Origin of the sequence: Methanosarcina sp. MTP4, from assembly GCF_000970045.1 — an archaeon.
In the GTDB taxonomy this organism is placed as follows: domain Archaea; phylum Halobacteriota; class Methanosarcinia; order Methanosarcinales; family Methanosarcinaceae; genus MTP4.
Genome location: NZ_CP009505.1, coordinates 2,283,623 through 2,300,921 on the forward strand (window position 1 = coordinate 2,283,623; position 17,299 = coordinate 2,300,921).

12 protein-coding genes are annotated in these 17,299 nt (G+C 45.5%); 7 read left to right on the top strand and 5 right to left on the bottom strand.

Features of this window, described 5'->3' with window-relative positions; translation table 11 throughout:
• The first annotated feature begins 398 nt into the window (after positions 1–398).
• The 4 genes from MSMTP_RS09520 (at position 399) to MSMTP_RS09535 (ending at position 4,690) form a co-directional block, all read left to right on the top strand.
• Positions 399–1,112 carry an SDR family NAD(P)-dependent oxidoreductase gene (locus MSMTP_RS09520; RefSeq protein WP_369799585.1) on the top strand — a complete coding sequence of 238 codons (714 nt, stop codon included), beginning with the start codon at positions 399–401 and terminating at the stop codon, positions 1,110–1,112.
• A 257-nt stretch (positions 1,113–1,369) separates the two neighbouring features.
• A complete protein-coding gene (locus tag MSMTP_RS09525; RefSeq protein ID WP_048178786.1) occupies positions 1,370–2,086 on the top strand; it encodes an SDR family oxidoreductase in 717 nt (238 codons plus the stop codon).
• A gap of 889 nt (positions 2,087–2,975) precedes the next feature.
• Complete coding sequence (locus MSMTP_RS09530) at positions 2,976–4,004, top strand: inorganic phosphate transporter (RefSeq protein ID WP_048178787.1); 1,029 nt, start codon at positions 2,976–2,978, stop codon at positions 4,002–4,004.
• Positions 4,001–4,690, top strand: a complete 690-nt coding sequence (locus MSMTP_RS09535; protein ID WP_048178788.1) for a TIGR00153 family protein — start codon at positions 4,001–4,003, stop codon at positions 4,688–4,690. Before MSMTP_RS09530 ends, MSMTP_RS09535 begins: the two co-directional genes overlap by 4 nt.
• Positions 4,691–4,799: 109 nt before the next feature.
• Here the strand turns inward: MSMTP_RS09535 and MSMTP_RS09540 are convergent, their stop codons facing one another.
• Positions 4,800–5,726, bottom strand: coding sequence for a DMT family transporter (locus tag MSMTP_RS09540; RefSeq protein ID WP_048178789.1), 927 nt, complete (start codon positions 5,724–5,726; stop codon positions 4,800–4,802).
• A 165-nt stretch (positions 5,727–5,891) separates the two neighbouring features.
• On the opposite strand from MSMTP_RS09540, the gene MSMTP_RS09545 reads away from it, so the two are divergent.
• From MSMTP_RS09545 to MSMTP_RS09555, 3 genes are all read left to right on the top strand, one after another.
• Entirely contained in the window at positions 5,892–6,482 is a 591-nt protein-coding gene (locus MSMTP_RS09545) for a GNAT family N-acetyltransferase (protein ID WP_048178790.1), read from the top strand.
• Between the two features lie 165 nt (positions 6,483–6,647).
• Positions 6,648–8,117, top strand: a complete 1,470-nt coding sequence (locus MSMTP_RS09550; protein WP_156153775.1) for a S9 family peptidase — start codon at positions 6,648–6,650, stop codon at positions 8,115–8,117.
• A gap of 1,223 nt (positions 8,118–9,340) precedes the next feature.
• A complete protein-coding gene (locus MSMTP_RS09555; RefSeq protein WP_197076054.1) occupies positions 9,341–12,484 on the top strand; it encodes a CHAT domain-containing protein in 3,144 nt (1,047 codons plus the stop codon).
• A 19-nt stretch (positions 12,485–12,503) separates the two neighbouring features.
• Here the strand turns inward: MSMTP_RS09555 and MSMTP_RS09560 are convergent, their stop codons facing one another.
• From MSMTP_RS09560 to MSMTP_RS09575, 4 genes are all read right to left on the bottom strand, one after another.
• The gene (locus MSMTP_RS09560) at positions 12,504–13,295 is read right to left on the bottom strand and encodes a hypothetical protein (RefSeq protein WP_048178792.1); all 792 of its coding nucleotides are present in this window, start codon (positions 13,293–13,295) and stop codon (positions 12,504–12,506) included.
• An 18-nt stretch (positions 13,296–13,313) separates the two neighbouring features.
• Positions 13,314–14,816 (bottom strand): hypothetical protein, encoded by a 1,503-nt coding sequence (locus MSMTP_RS09565; RefSeq protein ID WP_048178793.1) that lies wholly within the window; start codon positions 14,814–14,816, stop codon positions 13,314–13,316.
• Between the two features lie 288 nt (positions 14,817–15,104).
• The gene (locus tag MSMTP_RS09570; RefSeq protein ID WP_082090570.1) at positions 15,105–16,364 is read right to left on the bottom strand and encodes an AAA family ATPase; all 1,260 of its coding nucleotides are present in this window, start codon (positions 16,362–16,364) and stop codon (positions 15,105–15,107) included.
• Positions 16,365–16,427: 63 nt separating this feature from the next.
• A complete protein-coding gene (locus MSMTP_RS09575) occupies positions 16,428–17,288 on the bottom strand; it encodes a hypothetical protein (protein ID WP_156153776.1) in 861 nt (286 codons plus the stop codon).
• Positions 17,289–17,299: the final 11 nt, after the last annotated feature.

Here is a 17,299-nt window from a genome sequence, read left to right on the forward strand (position 1 = left end):
TTATTTGCTGTAATTATTAGCTGGCATCATTAGCTTCGATTATTGAATGGCGTTATTAGCTCCTTCTTTTATTCGACTCACATTACGCAAATATTCTGATATTAAAATTGTCCGGACATCCTTTTTGAAAACTTAACAATTATTTTTAGTAATTTAATTATACTTCCTGGAAAAGCCGGTCGTCTTCGACGACCGGTGAGAGCGTCGGTACCTATAAAGCAGATCGAAACTTTTTTCCTTTCTTTCTTTCCCTCTTTAAACCGATCCTATTTTTTCAAAATCAGAACCTCTTTTCCTTAACTTTGTTTCAAAAATTATATCCTTCTTCCAACGTGAGATTAATTCTGATTTAAAATATAAAACCACTGGATAAAAATATCCAGAAAAGGGGAGATAAAATGATGAGGTTAAAAGGTCAAACTGCCCTAATAACCGGCGGGGGGAGAGGTATCGGAAGGGCTGTAGCCCTTGAGCTGGCAAAGGAGGGGGCAAACATTGTCGTTACTGCCAGGCACGAGAGTGAAATCCGGGAAACAGTCCGGATGGTGAAGCAGGCCGGAGTTAAAGCAATGGCTGTCCAGGCCGATATCAGAAATGAGGAGGACGTCTGGAATCTGGTCTCAAAGACCATAGAAAAGTGCGGAAGGCTCGATATCCTTGTGAACAATGCGGGGATAGCTCACAGGAAAGCTATTGAGGAAACCTCCATTGAAGAATACGAAGAGATAATGGACACAAACGTGAAGGGGCTTTTCCTTTGCACCAAGCACGCAATCCCCCACATATCAAAGAGCAGGAACGGGAAGATCATCAATATCTCGTCCGGTGCGGGGCAGCACGGGATCTCAGAGCTTTCGGTTTACAGCGCCTCTAAGTTTGCGGTAAACGGCTTCACGGAAGCTCTGGCTTCGGAACTAAGCGGGAGGGCTATGGTCTACTGCGTCTGCCCGGGTGCGGTGGACACTGAGATGTACAGGTCCATGTTTATGGACATCCCGGTACTCAAACCGGAACACGTTGCAGAAAAGGTCCTGAAGCTTTCCCTGCCGGAATCGAATGTGCTCTCGGGGTCCGTAATCGAGGTATATGCGCCGCCGATTCCGCAGCTATAAAGTGAATGTACACACATTCCCTACATTCCCCACATTCCCCACATCAAACTTTTTTTTATTTGCCACAAAAACCTGAGTAAACCAGGAATCTTTTAATTGAACGTTAATGGAAAACGAAGTACTCTTTTTAATCAGCCTTTTTAATCAGCTTCGATTTCTCGGATTAGAAACTCTATTCAGAAACCCTGTTTCCAAAAGCATTTGACTCCTGCACCCCAGTTTTCAAAGAAGAATGATCGAAAAAAAGGGGGACATGTATGCGCCTTGAAGGCCAAACAGCAATCGTTACGGGGGGAGGCAGAGGTATCGGAAGAGCCATCTGCCTGGCGCTTGCAAGAGAAGGAGCAAATGTTGTAATTGCGGCAAGGACCTGGAGGGAAATTCAGGTAGCTGAAAGGCTGGTTGAAAGAGTCGGGAGTTCGAGCAGGGCCCTTGCTATAAGGACTGATGTGCGGGATGAAGCCGATGTCCTGCACCTTATCGAAAAAACCATAGAAGTTTTTGGAAGGCTGGACATTCTTGTGAACAATGCGGGAGTTGCTTACAGGAAGTTTCTTGCGGATACTTCTCCCGAAGAATACGAAGAGATAATGGATACGAACGTGAAGGGCATATTTCTCTGCACTAAATACGCTCTTCCCCACCTGCTGAAAAGGGGGAACGGCAGGATCATAAACATTGCTTCAGCGGAAGGAAAACACGGGGTTCCGAAGCTCTCCGTGTACGGAGCCTCAAAATTCGCGGTAATCGGACTCACCGAAGCCCTGGCTTATGAAGTAGGGGGAGGGCTGCAAGTGTATGCGGTTTGCCCGGCCGGGGTGGATACGGAGATGTACAGCTCCATGTTCATGGTCGAACCGGCTCTAAAACCGAACAATGTGGCGAAACAGGTCACTGAACTCTGCCTGCCTGGAACGGAAATTCCATCGGGGTCTACTATAGAGGTCTGCAAGAGTCCTGTCCGGCTGGTCTGAGGGACCTAGCCTGAGGAAGTTTGGCTTGTCTAAGGAGCTTAGGCTGACCTGGGGAGGCAGGGCTGCCCTGAACCTGCTTCTAAACTGAACCGGGATTTAAAGTAAAAACCGGGGATAGGGCAACAAATAGTTGGGAAAGCCTTTATCCTTGTCAATGACGGGATAGCCATAAGCTTCACAATACGAGCGGTAATCTGGTTCTGTAAAAACAGGGAAGCAACAGGGAAGCTGGAAAAATAGTTGCTGCCGTTACCTTAGCAATTTTTTATAATCAAAGACAGACAGACAGAGGAGTTGCAGAAAAAAAATAGGAAGAGAGGGGATGCGAGCGTCTTGCTTGAAACCCCTGCTCATTTTCCCAGGTCTATTAAAACTGGCATGACGTTCAGGATAAGGAAGCGTTGGGCCTGCTTGGGATGAAAGAACAGGAATAAAGGGGCGAAAAAAAGGTATAGTGAGAAGCGAGAAAAAACGTAAACTCATCTAATAAAAACCTTTCGATCTTAAACCGGGCTAAACTCGGGGGTACTTTCTGAGATAATTAAAGAATAAATACAAAATATGTGATGAATTTTTGTGAATTCGGTCCAAATGAGGAGGGGGAGACCAGATTTAAAATATATACAAAAGCTGGAAGTATATAAAAAATATAGGGCATATAGACATATGATGAGTATTAGGAGACGATATCTATACGAAAAGGATAAAATATAATGAAATCTCAGGAAACCCATAAAAGACCCTATATATATAAAAAAATCTTTATCGCTATAATATTTATAAGATCAATTGAACAAAATTTGAAACATTTCACAAAGTCTACAAAGATTCAGTGTTCCTGATCATCATGAAATCCTGGAAAACATAAAGTTCTGGAGAAAAGAAAAAAATGGACTTACTTGTCATTGCACTCATCCTCGCCGGCCTGTACATGGCCTGGAACATAGGAGCAAATGACCTTGCCAACGCTATGGGGACCTCGGTTGGGACCGGCGCGTTATCAATAAGGCAGGTTATTATTATTGCCGCAATCTTCGAGTTTTTAGGGGCGGTCTTTTTCGGAAAAAGAGTAACTTCAACGATTGCCAAAGGAATCGTTCCCATCGATATGATCAGCGAGGTCCACCCGAACATCGTGGTGCTCGGGATGCTTGCCGCAATCCTCGCGGCAGGCTTCTGGATTACCCTTGCAACTTTCTATAACCTTCCTGTTTCTACCAGCCACTCTATTGTCGGCTCCGTACTAGGCTTCGGACTCATTGCAGCTTTCAACGGCACAATCGCTTTTTCGGACATCCACTGGCTCGTTCTTGTCAAAATCGTTGCCAGCTGGTTCATATCTCCAATTCTTGGAGCGATTCTTGCTTACCTGACTTTTTCTCTGGTCCGCAGTTTGTTCCTCCACAGAGCAGCAGACCTCCCTCTCGTTGAGAAAAAATTCATATCCTTACAGGTCGTAACTGCATGCTACATTGCATTTGCGCACGGGTCCAACGACGTGGCAAACGCCGTCGGTCCTCTCACAGCCGGGCTTAAGGTACTTGGGATGGCAGGAAATGAGGTCCCTATCTGGGTGCTTATCCTTGGTGGTATCGGGATGGTAGTCGGGCTTGCCACATGGGGCTACAAGGTCATCGAAACCATCGGGTCAAAAATTACGGAACTCACGCCGACCCGCGGTTTTTCCGCACAGTTTGCGACCGCCACAGTGGTTCTGCTCCACAGTTACAGTTCCCTTCCCATCTCCACTACCCACACCCTCGTGGGCTCCGTCATAGGAGTCGGACTGGCAGGCGGGATTGCAGCCGTAGACCTGGGCGTTATCTGGAAGATAATTTCTTCCTGGATAGCAACCGTCCCCATAGCAGCACTTACATCAGCGCTGATCTATGTGGGGCTTGAGGTGATCTGGTTATGAAAGATTACATTCGTTCCGTCCTCGACGTGGTCGTAGATTCTCCCTTTGTCCCCCTTGAAATACACGCCAAAAAAGGAGTTCTTGCAGTAGAGAAGCTGGCTGAAGCCATGGATGCCTACTGTGCCGGGGATACAAAACGCCTGGAAGAGCTAACCGCCGAAATTGACAAACTGGAACATGAAGCCGATATTATAAAACAAAAAATCCGGGCAAGTATCCCGTCCTCGGTGAAGCTTCCGGTTGACAAAAAAGACCTCCTGTCCTTCTTAAAACAGCAGGATTCCATTGCCGACTACGCCCAGACCTCAGCTTACTGGATGACCCTGAGACCCTGCAAAAACCTTCCCGATGAAGTAAAAGAGGGTTTTTTAGAACTGACAGCAGGCGCACTTAAAACTGCTGAGCTGTATAACGATGTCATCGATGAGCTGTACAAGCTGCTTGCCACCTCTTTCAGCAAGGAAGAGGTCAAGGAAACTCTGACCATTGTCCCGGAAGTAGAGAAACTTGAACATGAAGTGGATGTGCTGGAAACCGCCCTTTTAAAGAAGATATTCGAAAACGAAGATGTCATAGGAGGCCCGGGCGTCTGCCACCTTATAGGCCTCGTCGGAAGGATAGGCACAATTGCTGACAAGTCCGCCAACTCCGCCGACCGCCTGAGGACAATGATCCTCAAAAGGTAAAAACCTGAGGCATCCAGGCCTCAAATTACTTTTTTTGTATTCTCCGTAAATTATTCCGTGCCTTTATCCTCAGCCGATTTTCGCGACCATGCAAACCTTATAAGCTTAATTAACAGGATTCCACCTTTTCGGCAGAATCGGACTGTACCCCACCAAACTCCGAGGAATCCCTGAAACTGACGATTAAGGATGCTATAAGGACCAGAAGACATCCGGAAAGTGTTGTTGAGGATAAGGAAATTCCCAGGATCACAACATCGAAAAAGACCCCTGCAACCGGTTCGATCAGGGCAAGCAGGCTCCCGGTCTGGGATTCCAGGTTAGCGAAGCCGATGGTGGTAAGGATCCCTCCAAGCCCCACGGAAGCCATCCCGAACGACATAAGGGCTGGCATATTTTCCACAATAAGGGAAAGAGGGGACTCAAAAGCAAAAGGTATCATAAAAAGGCAGCTGATTGCAGTTCCCCAAAAGGCGATGGGAAACTCGGAGTATTCGGTTTTCAGGATCCGCACGTTCATGATGATAGCCGCAAGGATCATCCCCGCAAAAAGCCCTGAAGCAATCCCGATAAAGTGGCTGCCTGAAAGCTCAAACTCCGAAAACCCGCCCTCGGGCCTGATTACCAGGAAAACTCCCGTAACCGCAACGAAGAGGGCAGCGATGTTTTCCTTTCCAATTTTTTCCTTTAGCAAGAAGGGAGATGCAAGCATCACGTAAATGGGAGCCGTGTATTCAAGTAAAATGGCTATGGAAACACAGGTCTCTTTCACACAGATAAAGTAGAAAAACATGTTCACGACGACAAAAATGCCCTGCATGAGGAGGGACATCTTCTTTTTCCCGGGTTTAAGTTCCCTGACCCTGCCTGTTCCCAGGACGAAGAGCATGATAAGGAGCAGACCGAAGAATAACCTGTAAAATATAATGGAAGTTATGGGCATGTCCCGGATGTGCACCAGGAAAAGCCCGGTCATCCCGTAGAAGGTGCAGCCGAGAAGCACTGCCAGGTGAGGTCCTTTTTTCGCAAAAAACATATGGCAGGTAAAAAGGATTTATGCTTAAAAATATGCCGGATCACTTACATAATATTTTCATAAGTTTAGTATTAAAAAGGATCTGGTTTCAGGAAATGGACCGGAGTTCGAAAGAGAAAAACTTTAGTTAGAAAGAGAAATTTATTACGCGATCAGGGGATCAAAATGAAAACAAAGTGGATCAAGGACAACATATCTTTTAGTTATTGCGTGGAGGCAGACCTGATGAATATAGCATCAATGCTTTCAAAGGAAAGTGTGTGCAAATACATGTTTTTTGGGCCAAACAAAGAAGAGGATACAATGGCTTACTTTTCTCCGCTGGTCAGGTCAATAGAAGACTCTTTAAAGGAAGATAAAATACCGGATTGTCATGTTTTCACTATCAGGGGAAATAGTACCGGCGAATTTATAGGCCAGTGTGCACTGCTTCCAATAGAATTCACCAATGGGAATTATCTGATCGGGTACCAGATCGATGATACTCAGTGGAGAAAAGGATATGGTACTGCTGCCTGTGATTTTTTAGTGCATTACGCTTTCAATGTTACAGATGCATTCAGGCTCACAGGCGATTGTGCCCGGGGCAATTCAGGATCAGAGAAGGTGATGATGAGATCAGGTTTTCAGTCTGAGGGCAGACAAAGAAAATACTGGTCTGTTGGTGAAAAATATTTTGATAGAATGCTTTTCTCACTTCTGAAAGAAGACGTTCCTGAAAGCAGGTTAGAAGAATTGAATAATATGTATAGGTGAACTAACCAGAGATTTTGGGATGTGCGAAATCATTTTGGGATGCAACAGTTAGAAAATGCAATAACAAACACTGAAAAAAAGGATAGCGTACTTTTCAATACAATCAAATAAGAGACCACTCCTTTATGGAAATAAGAAAAAAGAAACAAACAAAGGAGTTCTTTTATGAATCATAAAATCTTAGTTTGCTTTTTTTTGTTGATTGTGATTGTGACTGCAGCCGGTTCCGGATGCATCTCAGAAAGCGATAACATGCCTGAAGAGGAAATCGAAAACATCGAAGACATCGAAGGCCTCTGGATGGGAAGCCTGGAGGTCCAGGGCGGACAGGAATTGAGAATTTTATTCAATATCTCTACCGGACCCGAGGGTTCCCCGACCGCCACCATGGACAGCCTTGACCAGGGGGTAAGCGGCATACCTGTAGAGAAGCTTACTTACAAAGACGGGAACCTGCGCCTTGAAGTGACATCCACAGGTGTTTTCGAAGGGGTGCTGAAAGAGGACGGCACAGCCCTTGAAGGAGAGTGGAAACAGTCAGGATTAGTTTTGCCACTTGTGCTTACCCGCATTGAGGAAAAACCTGAAATGAGTAGAGAGCAGGACCCCGTAAAACCCTATCCTTATGACGAAGAAGAAGTCGTTTATGAAAACAAAGAGGCAGGGATCCAGCTGGCTGGCACATTAACCACGCCGAAGACTGAGGGGCCTTTCCCCGCCGTGCTGCTCATAACCGGGTCCGGAAAGCAAGACCGTAATGAAGAGGTTTTCGGGCACCGCCCCTTCCTTGTACTCTCGGATTACCTGACACGCCAGGGCATTGCCGTCCTCAGGGTCGATGACCGGGGCGTCGGGGGTTCAACCGGGAACTTCTCCAATGTCACCACCGAAGATTTCGCAGAAGACGTAGTTGCAGGCGTTGAGTACCTCAAGAGCCGCGAAGATATAGACCCGGATAGGATAGGGCTGGTCGGGCACAGTGAAGGCGGTTTGGTTGCCCCTATGGCGGCAGTCCGGTCCCCGGATGTCGCATTCATCGTGCTCATGGCAGGCCCGGGCGTGACGGGAGAGGAAATTGTCCTGGCACAGAGCAGGCTGGTTGCCGAGGCTGACGGAGTGCCTGAAGAGACTATCACCAAAAATGAAGCTCTTCTAAAAGACATATTCACCGTGATCAAAGAGGAAGAGAACGACACAATTGCCGGGGAGGAAATCCACGGACTTATAACGGATATGGTGGAAAACCTGAGTGAAGAAGAAAAACAGTATTCCAGCTACACCGAAGAATCCCTGGATACCGAAATAAAGCTGCTGGTATCGCCCTGGACTCGCTATTTCCTGACCTACGACCCCAAAACGACCCTGATGGAAGTGGAATGTCCGGTCCTGGCAATAAACGGGGAAAAAGACCTCCAGGTGCCACCTGAAGAGAACCTCGCTGCCATCGAGGAAGCTCTCGAAGCAGGAGGCAACGAGGACTATACCGTAAAAGAGCTGCCAGGCCTTAACCACCTGTTCCAGACCGCAGAAACCGGGTCCCCCTCCGAGTACGCAGCAATTGAAGAAACCATGTCACCTGCTGCTATGGAACTAATAGGAGACTGGATTCTGGAACGCACCCGGATGGAAGAGTAAACAAATGAGGTTTGGGAGCGAAGCGGTGAGCTAAGTATTGCTTGAAACGGCCCTGATTTTGTGACAGGGTTTAATGCTGATTCCAATTCTGGGATTTTCCTTCCTCGTGTCGATTCCAGGGGCCCTCACCGCCCGCTTTGCGGGCGGCCTTTCCCGAAATGTCTGAAAAGAAGAGATTGCAAACTAAACTGCCATTAATGGTTTTTACTTTTATTCAACCCACTTCACGTCAATATTCTGATTTCATTCCTAATTTCCGACTTATATCTAATTTTAATTTATTCAGAATAACTTTCATTGATTGAGGGTTTCTACCGAGCAAATTTGATTTGTTCTGCTTGCTTTCAATCATCTAATTTTTTGATGAGGAATTTACTTTTTGACATGTCCCTTCTTTATTCATATCTATCCGGAAAAAGCCGGTCACCTTCGGTGACCGTGAACAAGAACGACATAAGATGGCTAATAAGGTTGTATGGGGACTAACCTAAAGATTCAGAACCGGGCACTTTTCCTTTTTGGCTAAAAATATCAAATGAATATCAACTGACTACCGGAATATATTGACTGACTAACTGCTGACTAGCTGCTGACCACAGGAAGACTGCCAGAGGATGCAATTTACTTATATAATAATTCAACAATCTTTCTTCCACAATAATTCAATACCATCTGTTTAATTAACTATGCCCGCACTCAAAAAATATTTGCTCTGAAAGACACTGATCTTACATAACGGACCTGGGAAAAAAATGGATGAAAACCGGCTTGCATCAAAGTTTCAACCCTTCTTTTTAATTGTTTTACAGATCCTCATTGGTGCATACCTCATCATCTACATGTTCAAGCTTTCGGATGCACTGGATGTGGATGAAAAACCGGTTCAAAGTATTTCTATTATTTTTAACACGCTTATTGTAGTTATGCTGCCTGTATCTTTTTACTTTATCCACATCGAATTTTCAGCTAATTACTCCGAAGTTACGGGGAGCCATGACATATGTACTCTCATATTCAGGTATTCCCAATTAGCTGTGGTTGTTCTATTGGGCTTGATTGTTTTAGGAGATATTGTTTTCAGGGTTGAGATAGCCCGGGAATTGAAAATATTGATCACTGATCAAACTGCAGGGTCGGGTACTCATTTTTTAGAGCTATTCAGGTCAATTATTGCATACTTTAATACTGCCATATATTTGTTTATAATTGCTGCTTTCTTCCTGTTGATCCTTCTGATATACCTCCTGGGGAGGTACCACGATACCCTGTCCCTTTCACTGAAATCGGTTAAGTATATAAAAATGGGAGAATGGGAACAGGCCAAAAAATGTGAGATGAGGAAACTGGCGCTTCTGGAAAATAAATATGTTTTCATGGGCCTCAAAGATTTCTTCCATAAATTGACAGAATACGATTGCCATTATAACCTGTCCCTATGCCACCTCATGCTGGGCGAATACCAGGAATCGATAAAAGAGATTAGGAAAATTTTTAAAATCGACGGGCACACCCTGGAAAGCATCTACAAAGGGGAACTTGACATACTCAAATTGCTGCAGGACAGATACCCGCAAAAGCAGCCCGAAAACAGGCTTCTTCAATCTTATACCCGTCTCAAAAACAGGATTGTCAACTTTGCAATTCCCGGAACCTTAAAAGGAAAGTACCCTTTACTAACCCTTTTTTCAGCATTTTTTGCCATCTATGCTCTTGTGATTTTAATCTGCGGGCTGGACGGGACTTCATATTATTTCAAAAAAGATTACACAACCGGCATTCAGTTTATCAGCATGTGGATATTTTTTGGCATTTTGCTATTTCTACCGTATTTCATCACCCGATTTTCAAGTTCCGAAGTTGAGCGGGAATACTCAAGGAATGCCTTCGACCATCCCGAAAGCAACGAAAACTGGAACCCTTCCTCGAGCTTACCCGGCTTGCTAAAAGCATACAAGCTCTTTATGCTCACCCTCCCGGTATGCAGCCTTTTCTATGCAGTGCAGTGTACCGAGTGGTTTAATGTACTGGTTCCGCTTATGTTTGCAGAGTTAAACGCTGATTACCTTTACATTGCAGGCATGATATTTCTCTCATTTTCTTTTTTTGTCCACTTCTTGCTAGTACTCTCAATTATGGATTACCTGGCATATTTTATAACCAGGCCGCTGAATGAAAACCTGGCCCTTAAGTGGTTAGTGGAACTGTCTTTTCTGATAATGGCATTCCTGCCCGGGCTCATCTTCCTATTTTTAACCGTTTTTTTAACAACTTTCCTGGAAGGCGCTTCTTACTCCTACAATTCCGTGCTGGCTTTTTCGATATTTGACCTGGCCGAATACGGTCCGAATAACCCTGTGCACATACTGCCCCATTTTTTCCTGACAATCCTCGTATATCTTATATTCTCAGGGTTCCTTTATGAGCAGTTAAAGTTTATGGCAAACAAACAGGCGGGAGACTATTATTATGGAGCAGGCAAATATGCCGAAGCAAGTGAACGCTACGGACTTGTGGAAAATCAGTTAAGCGGGAAGCTATATACGAAAATTCATCCTTTTCCCCCACCATTTTTTTTAAGGTATTACCTGGCCTACGGGGACAGTAAGTTCAGGGCAGGGAAGCCCGAAAGCCAGAGAATATCCGAAAACCGGAGAATACTCGAAGCCTCCGCACTTCTGGATAAGGCCTTAAGCTATGCACAGGAGTTTCCCAATTCATACCTGTGGAAAATATTTTACACAAAGGGCCTTCTCGAAGCGGAGACGCAAAACCTCCGGAGAAGCTATGAAAATTACAAAAAGGCGATAGATGCGATCGAAAACCTTCGGGGAAGCATAAAAATCCCCGAAAGGAGAGGAGACTTTTTCGAAAACAAGATCGAAGTTTACAAAAAAATGGTTTCCACCTGCCTGGAACTGGAAAAATACGAAGAGGCTTTCGAGTATGCGGAAAAAGCCAAAGGAAGGGTCTTTCTCGACATGCTGGATTCTGCCAAACTCAACCTGAAAGCCAGTCCCGAACTGAAAGAAAAAGAAGCCGAGTACGTCAGAAAAATAAAGGAGCTCCAGCTAAAAGGCGGGACAAGGACCAGAATGGGCGCCCTGGATTCCGAACTGGAAGGAGTCTGCAAGGAATACGATGAATTCCTTCTAAAAATAAAGGAAGAAGACCCGGAGTATTATGCCATAAAAACAAGCGGAGTAACAAACATTGAAACAGTACAGCGCTGCCTGGAGGAAAACGAAGTTGTACTGGAATTCTTCATTGCGGAAAAAGCAATCCTGTTCATAATCCAGAAGGAAAACTTTAAGGTAAAGGTCCTCCCGACAGCTGTGGACACCCTCCATGAAAAAATAGTGGATTTCCGGAAAAGGATCGAAGCCGAAAGGATGGAACTCAGAAAACATGAGGCAGAGAAAGAGGAAGAGAGCAAAACCGATTCAACGGGATCAGGGAGCGAAACAGGGTCAAAAGAAGGCCAGGAAAAGAAAAAGCTAAGGCGCCTGAAATTTGTAGCCCGGGACCTTTACCGGGATCTGGTGAAACCCTGGGAGGATGAATTACAATCCGGACCCTGTGATGACTTAGCCTGCGTGGAATCTGTCTGCGATGAATCAGTCTACGATGAATTAGCCAGCAATGAATTAGCCTGTAGTGAATTAGCCAGCAGAGAATTGATCATTATTCCTCACGGCATTTTGCACTATCTTCCTTTCAATGCCCTGCACGATGGGAAGAAATGGTTCATCGAAAAGTACGAAATAAGGTTTTTGCAAAATGCTTCGATCCTTGAACTGCTGGCAAAAAAGAAGGTTAACAGCCAGAAAGCTCTTGTTGTCGGGAACCCCACTTCAAACCTGGAGTACGCCGAAAGCGAGGCTTTGAGCATTGCCGAAAAATTGAATACAAAAGCCCTTATTCGGGACGAAGCTACAAAAACTTCGGTCCTGGAAGAGTTAGGGAAAAAGGGTATAATCCATCTTGCATGCCATGCAAAGTTTATCGAAAAAGCTTCCAGGCTATCCCACCTGGTCTTTGCCGACGGCAATCTCTTTGTGACGGAGATCTACAACCTCGAACTTGAAACGGACCTTGTTGCCCTGTCGGCCTGCGAATCCGGCCTTGGAAGCCTTGATAACGGAGATGAAGTCGAAAGTATGACCCGCGCCTTCATGCGTGCCGGGGCTCAGACTGTTATTTCATCCCTCTGGAGCGCTTATGATAAAAGTACAGAGAGCCTGTTTTTAATATTTTATGAAAAAGAAGGGAGCAAAGTACGGAGGTTAAGGGAATCACAGCTTGATTTGATGGAAACTTACGAACATCCCTATTACTGGGCTCTATTCGAATTGTTCGGAGAAAAATGAAACGGTTTTTGTTTAGCCCTTAGTTCCTTAGCCGGACATTTTCGCCATCTATCGATAATTTCTCCTCGTTTTCCAGGTCCGATAAAGCGTCCATAAATTCCCCGTAAGCGATATCCTGAAGATCCGGTGCTTCGTTCAACCTATCTCTCAGCTCTTTGAGGGACAGGCTTCCCTCTTTGGCAAGCAAACCAAGTATCGATTTTGTGAGCAGTTCCGAAAGCCCGTCTCCGGTCATGTCTTTCTCGTCCTGGTATTCCTCCTGACCCTCCAAATCAGTGTATTTTGAACCTCTTACCGCTGCCACAGGCGGGTTATTGGTTATCATCGAACCGGAAACAAAACTTGAGCCGGGCTTCTGGATCTCCGGGAGCTTAGGAGATTCAGGAAGTTTGGGAGATTCAGGAAACTCATAGAGTTCAGGGGAGCAATCGGAATTCCGGGAATCGGGTTCGGAAAAAAAAGCGTTTAAAAAATCAGTGTAAAAGTGTTCCAGAGAGTGATTATTCAACTGTTTCCGGATTTCCTCAAGTACTTCCGAAAGGTCAGGGTCCTCTTCCCGATAACTATATGCCTCTGCCAGAAGGGAATTTTTAATCTGCTTTACTCCGGGTTCATCTCTTTCTTCTTCAGCTCTTTTCAGTTCGCTTTCCAGAATTTCGAAGCGTGAGATGTCCTGCACTTTAAAGGTGTCAACCAGATCTCCCAGGAATTCATAGAATAGATCCAGCTGCCCGTTTTGTTTCGCATGCTGCTTCCACCTGTAAACCACATCAAACGGGATCCTCCCCATAAAGAGCTCATCATAATCCATATTACCACTTTCTTTCCATCAATTCAGGTTCTTAAATACTTCATATTTTGCCTCTACGACACAGCGCCTTTGTTTTCCCGTTTCCTCCTTAGGCCGTATTTCGAGCGGTGCCAGGAACTTTCCGGGCCTGTACATTACCTTTTCAAGCAGTTGAATACGCTCACCTCTGCTTTCCATACTGCACCCTCCTTCCCGGTCACAGATCAGGTTAAGGTCCAGAACTGCCCCGTACCCGTACTTTTTCTGAATTAGTTCCCTGACCTCAATGTCCCCAATCTCCAGGTCTTTGATCAGGCCAAAACAGTTGAAATACACTTCCAATTCCCCTTTATTTTGCTCCTTTATGTTACGCTCCCCTTTATCCTTCCCTTTTTTATCTTTCCCCCTTCTATCCGTATATCTTCCTTCCTGAACCCATCCATCCTGATACTCTCCATTCTGGCCCCCTTTATCCTGCAACCCATTCTTCCAGCCTCTTTCATAAGAAGCGATTCCTTCTCCACATTCGACCTGAATTAATTTCTCTATTAGTTTTCTCCTTTCTTCCAGGTCCGTAAGTTTGACCGTTAGCAAAAAACCGAGTTCCTTACTTATGCTCCCGTACCAGGGGCAGGTTCTCCTGGATTCGATATCCCTGAGCAAACTGACCAGGCAAACGCCCATGGGAGTGAGTTCCAGGAACTCCTCCCCATCTTCATAAACAAGAGCAAGAACTCCACTTTGAAACCCTTTTCTTAGCGTTTCGTAAAACTTGCCGGGGTCTTCCTCATATCCCGTACCTGCACAAACAGCTCTCTGCCTAGTTTTTTCTTGAAAGAAGCTGTTCATTATTACCGAGGCTAGCAAGGGCTTTGTGTAAGGGTTAATGCCCTGAAGAGCATCCCTGATGTTTCCGATGCTTTCGGGACTCATGCTGTTCAAATTAACTCTCTTCGGGTTTTGGGCTCTTTTTTCACGGAAATCCCCGGACATGATGAAGTGAAGGGAATAATCAGCTTTTTGCTCGATTGTTCTACTTATGCTTCCGAAACCGTCAGGAAAATTAAAATGTCCCAGAGCCTGTTCCAGAGCAGACCCGGATTTTTTTCTGTATGCTCTGCTGCATTCAACAAACTCTTTTTTATTCCCCCTGTTATCATAAAGAGCCGTACAAAATTCTTTTAACTCGATTTCCTGATTTAATTCGGAAAATTTGTACAATTTTTTTATAAGTTTTTTCCCTAAAAAGGATATCTCTACAGCTTTGAAAAAACGATGGACTCTGCTATCATCCTTCAAATTGGAGGAAACCGGATAGTAAATGGGAACGGCAAGGTTCAATCCATACAGGTTATCAATCACGGCATTAAGGTCCCCGAATGTTTCCTCCCTGTGGCCCCTTTCAAAGCGGCTTATAATATCTCTATTTCGGAAGAGCCCCTCTTCATAGGACACATCATAAAGTATTTTTAATACCTCGATGTGGTTGCTTTTTGCCAGGGAAACCCAAAGAGAGTTACCGAAATCGCTTTGAAAATACATAGTTAACCCTGAGTACACTGGATATTATTTATTACATTGATATATTACCCATTGATATTCAAAAATTAATATCTGTTGGTCACCTCCTGAGCAGCCGATTGTCTCTCTCAAAATGCATAAACAGAAAACGCCGAATAATAAAAATATTTAATAAATGTAAATTATTCAATAAATACAAACTGTTTTCGGGTGGAGCTGAATTAAAACTTATTGTAAAAGGTCCCGGAACCAGAGCCTATTGCAACCCGTTCTATAAAGACAAGTTCTGGCTCCCACCGGGTTTACTTCTTACTTTTGTCCTATCGTTTCCGAAAGCCTCCTGCTCTCTTCTGAAAACGCCTGCAGGAGATCATCCAGGCAGATCTGAGGCCTGTCATTTTTACCTATCAACCGGATCCTGCTGCTGATCGCCGAATCTCCTTTAAGGAACCTCTCAACCGCAAGATCGCTTGCCCTTACCACGGCTCTTTCAAGGTCCCTGCCCGTAAAAGCGTAAAGCTTCCCGTTTCTGGAACAAAATTCCGGCTCCGTTGTCCGGACGGCTTTTTCGATATCACTGTCATCAACGGCACAGTGCTGAGGTGCGGTCTTCAGAAGGGATTTTACGATCCCGCATCTTACTGAAAAGTCAGGGAGAGGGATGTTAACCATTTTAACTCTGGTCTTGAAAGCAGTGTCGATGTCTTCTTCCCTGTTGGTGGCAAAGAGCATGATGAGGCGGTCTGTCCCGAACTGCAGGGACTGCACGCCGTCCATGAACTGGAGAATTTCCGCCATAAGGGCGACAGAGGCTTCATGGGGGTTCTTTGCCCGGGAAGGTACCAGGTGGTCTACTTCATCAATGAAAAGAAGAACTTTTTTCTCGCTCTCTTTACAGAGTTCCCCTGCCTGCTTGAAGATGCTCTGCATACGGGCCGCAGACTCCCCGTACCCGCTTGAGCGGATCTGGGCCGCATCAACTGCAATGAAATCAGCCTCCATTCTTTGTGCAAGGGCTTTTGCAACCGTGGTTTTTCCCGTCCCCGAGGGACCCGCAAGGAGGATGTACTGCTTGTGGTTTTTATAGCAGGGCATCTCGGGAAACCTGAGCCTGCGGGTATAGAATTTCTCGATATCATCCACGACCTTTCCGGCAGTCCCGTGGATATTGATTTTTTCTCCAAGAGGCACCCTGAAACTCTCGATCGGAACCATACGGGCAGATTCTTCACTGGAGCTTACCTTTTCCGCTCCGTATCCCGATGAAAGCTGGCTCAAAAACCTGTATATCTCGTCATCGTTTTTCTCGTTTGCAAGGAGTTTCTGGATTGAAACAAGCTTATTCTGGACAGACCTGCTTTTTGATTCCGCAAGCAGCCTGTCAACCTGGATCCTGAAGAACCGGTCCCTGCACAACAAAAAATTCGGTATGTCACCTTTTTCAACGTAACGGTTCAGCTCCTCCCACGTTTCGTTCACCAGGTTTTTTTCCTGAGGAGCAGGCGAAAGCACCTTGCGGTTCAAGCCGGAGTTCATAAGCCTCCTGTTCATTAAAGCTAGCTCTGACATTCTGGAAAACACCTCTCTGGATTTATGAAAAAATTAAATTTCGTTTTTTTCGGCAGGAATAGTTCAGTACATCTCCTTCAGTCCGCTTGAATCCGTTTCCGCATGAAGGTGGGAATTCAACCTTACTTTGAGCTGGTCTATCTGTTTTGAGCGGATGTCCTCAAACTCAGGTTCGTCAACCCGTCTCAAGACTTCCTCATAGCCCAGGAGGTCGGTTGCCTGAAGCTCGGACCTGTTGAGGAGTTTTTCCGCGGTCTCCGAAAGAGCCCTGTTGATCTCTTTTTCATCATATGAGCTTCCGTCTTCCAGAAGGTCCATGTCTATACTTTCGAGTGCCTCAAGGAATTCGGCAAGGTAGTCCTCATTTAATTCTTCCCCATCTTTTATTATGTCGTGCCTGTTTTTCAGCTCATCGATGATCATTTCAATCAACTGGACGTTGGCATCGGCATTACAGTAGACCCCATAACACCTGTTCAACCGCTTCTCCGAAAACGAGGCTTTTTTCAGGGATTCTTCCGCTTTCCTGGCAACTTTTCTCCGCAGTCTCCGGGTCTTTGGCTCACTGCAACTTTCAGTCGTATCGTCAAGGGCTTTAAGGCATTTTTCGGCTTCTGCGATCAGGGAATCATAGTCCGCCTCGGCTGACTCTGCCAGGCGCCCGTACTTATGTTTCCGCTTTTCATAGTGCCGTTTCTTATCTCCCATGAGACGAGTTTTCTCCTCAATGCTCTGCAACTTTTCGAATCTGACCTGCTCTCCCGAAAGCTTAAGCCGACTGTTCCCGTAGCCGTCATCAGGCCAGTTTTTCCCCGGGTTTTTCCCGGGATAGCTTTCCTCTCTACCCTTGCTTTTGTCCTGTTGAAGCCTTACGCCCAGGGCTTCAACATATTTTCCCATCTTTACAGGTATCGATAAAGACACTTCAGGCCCTC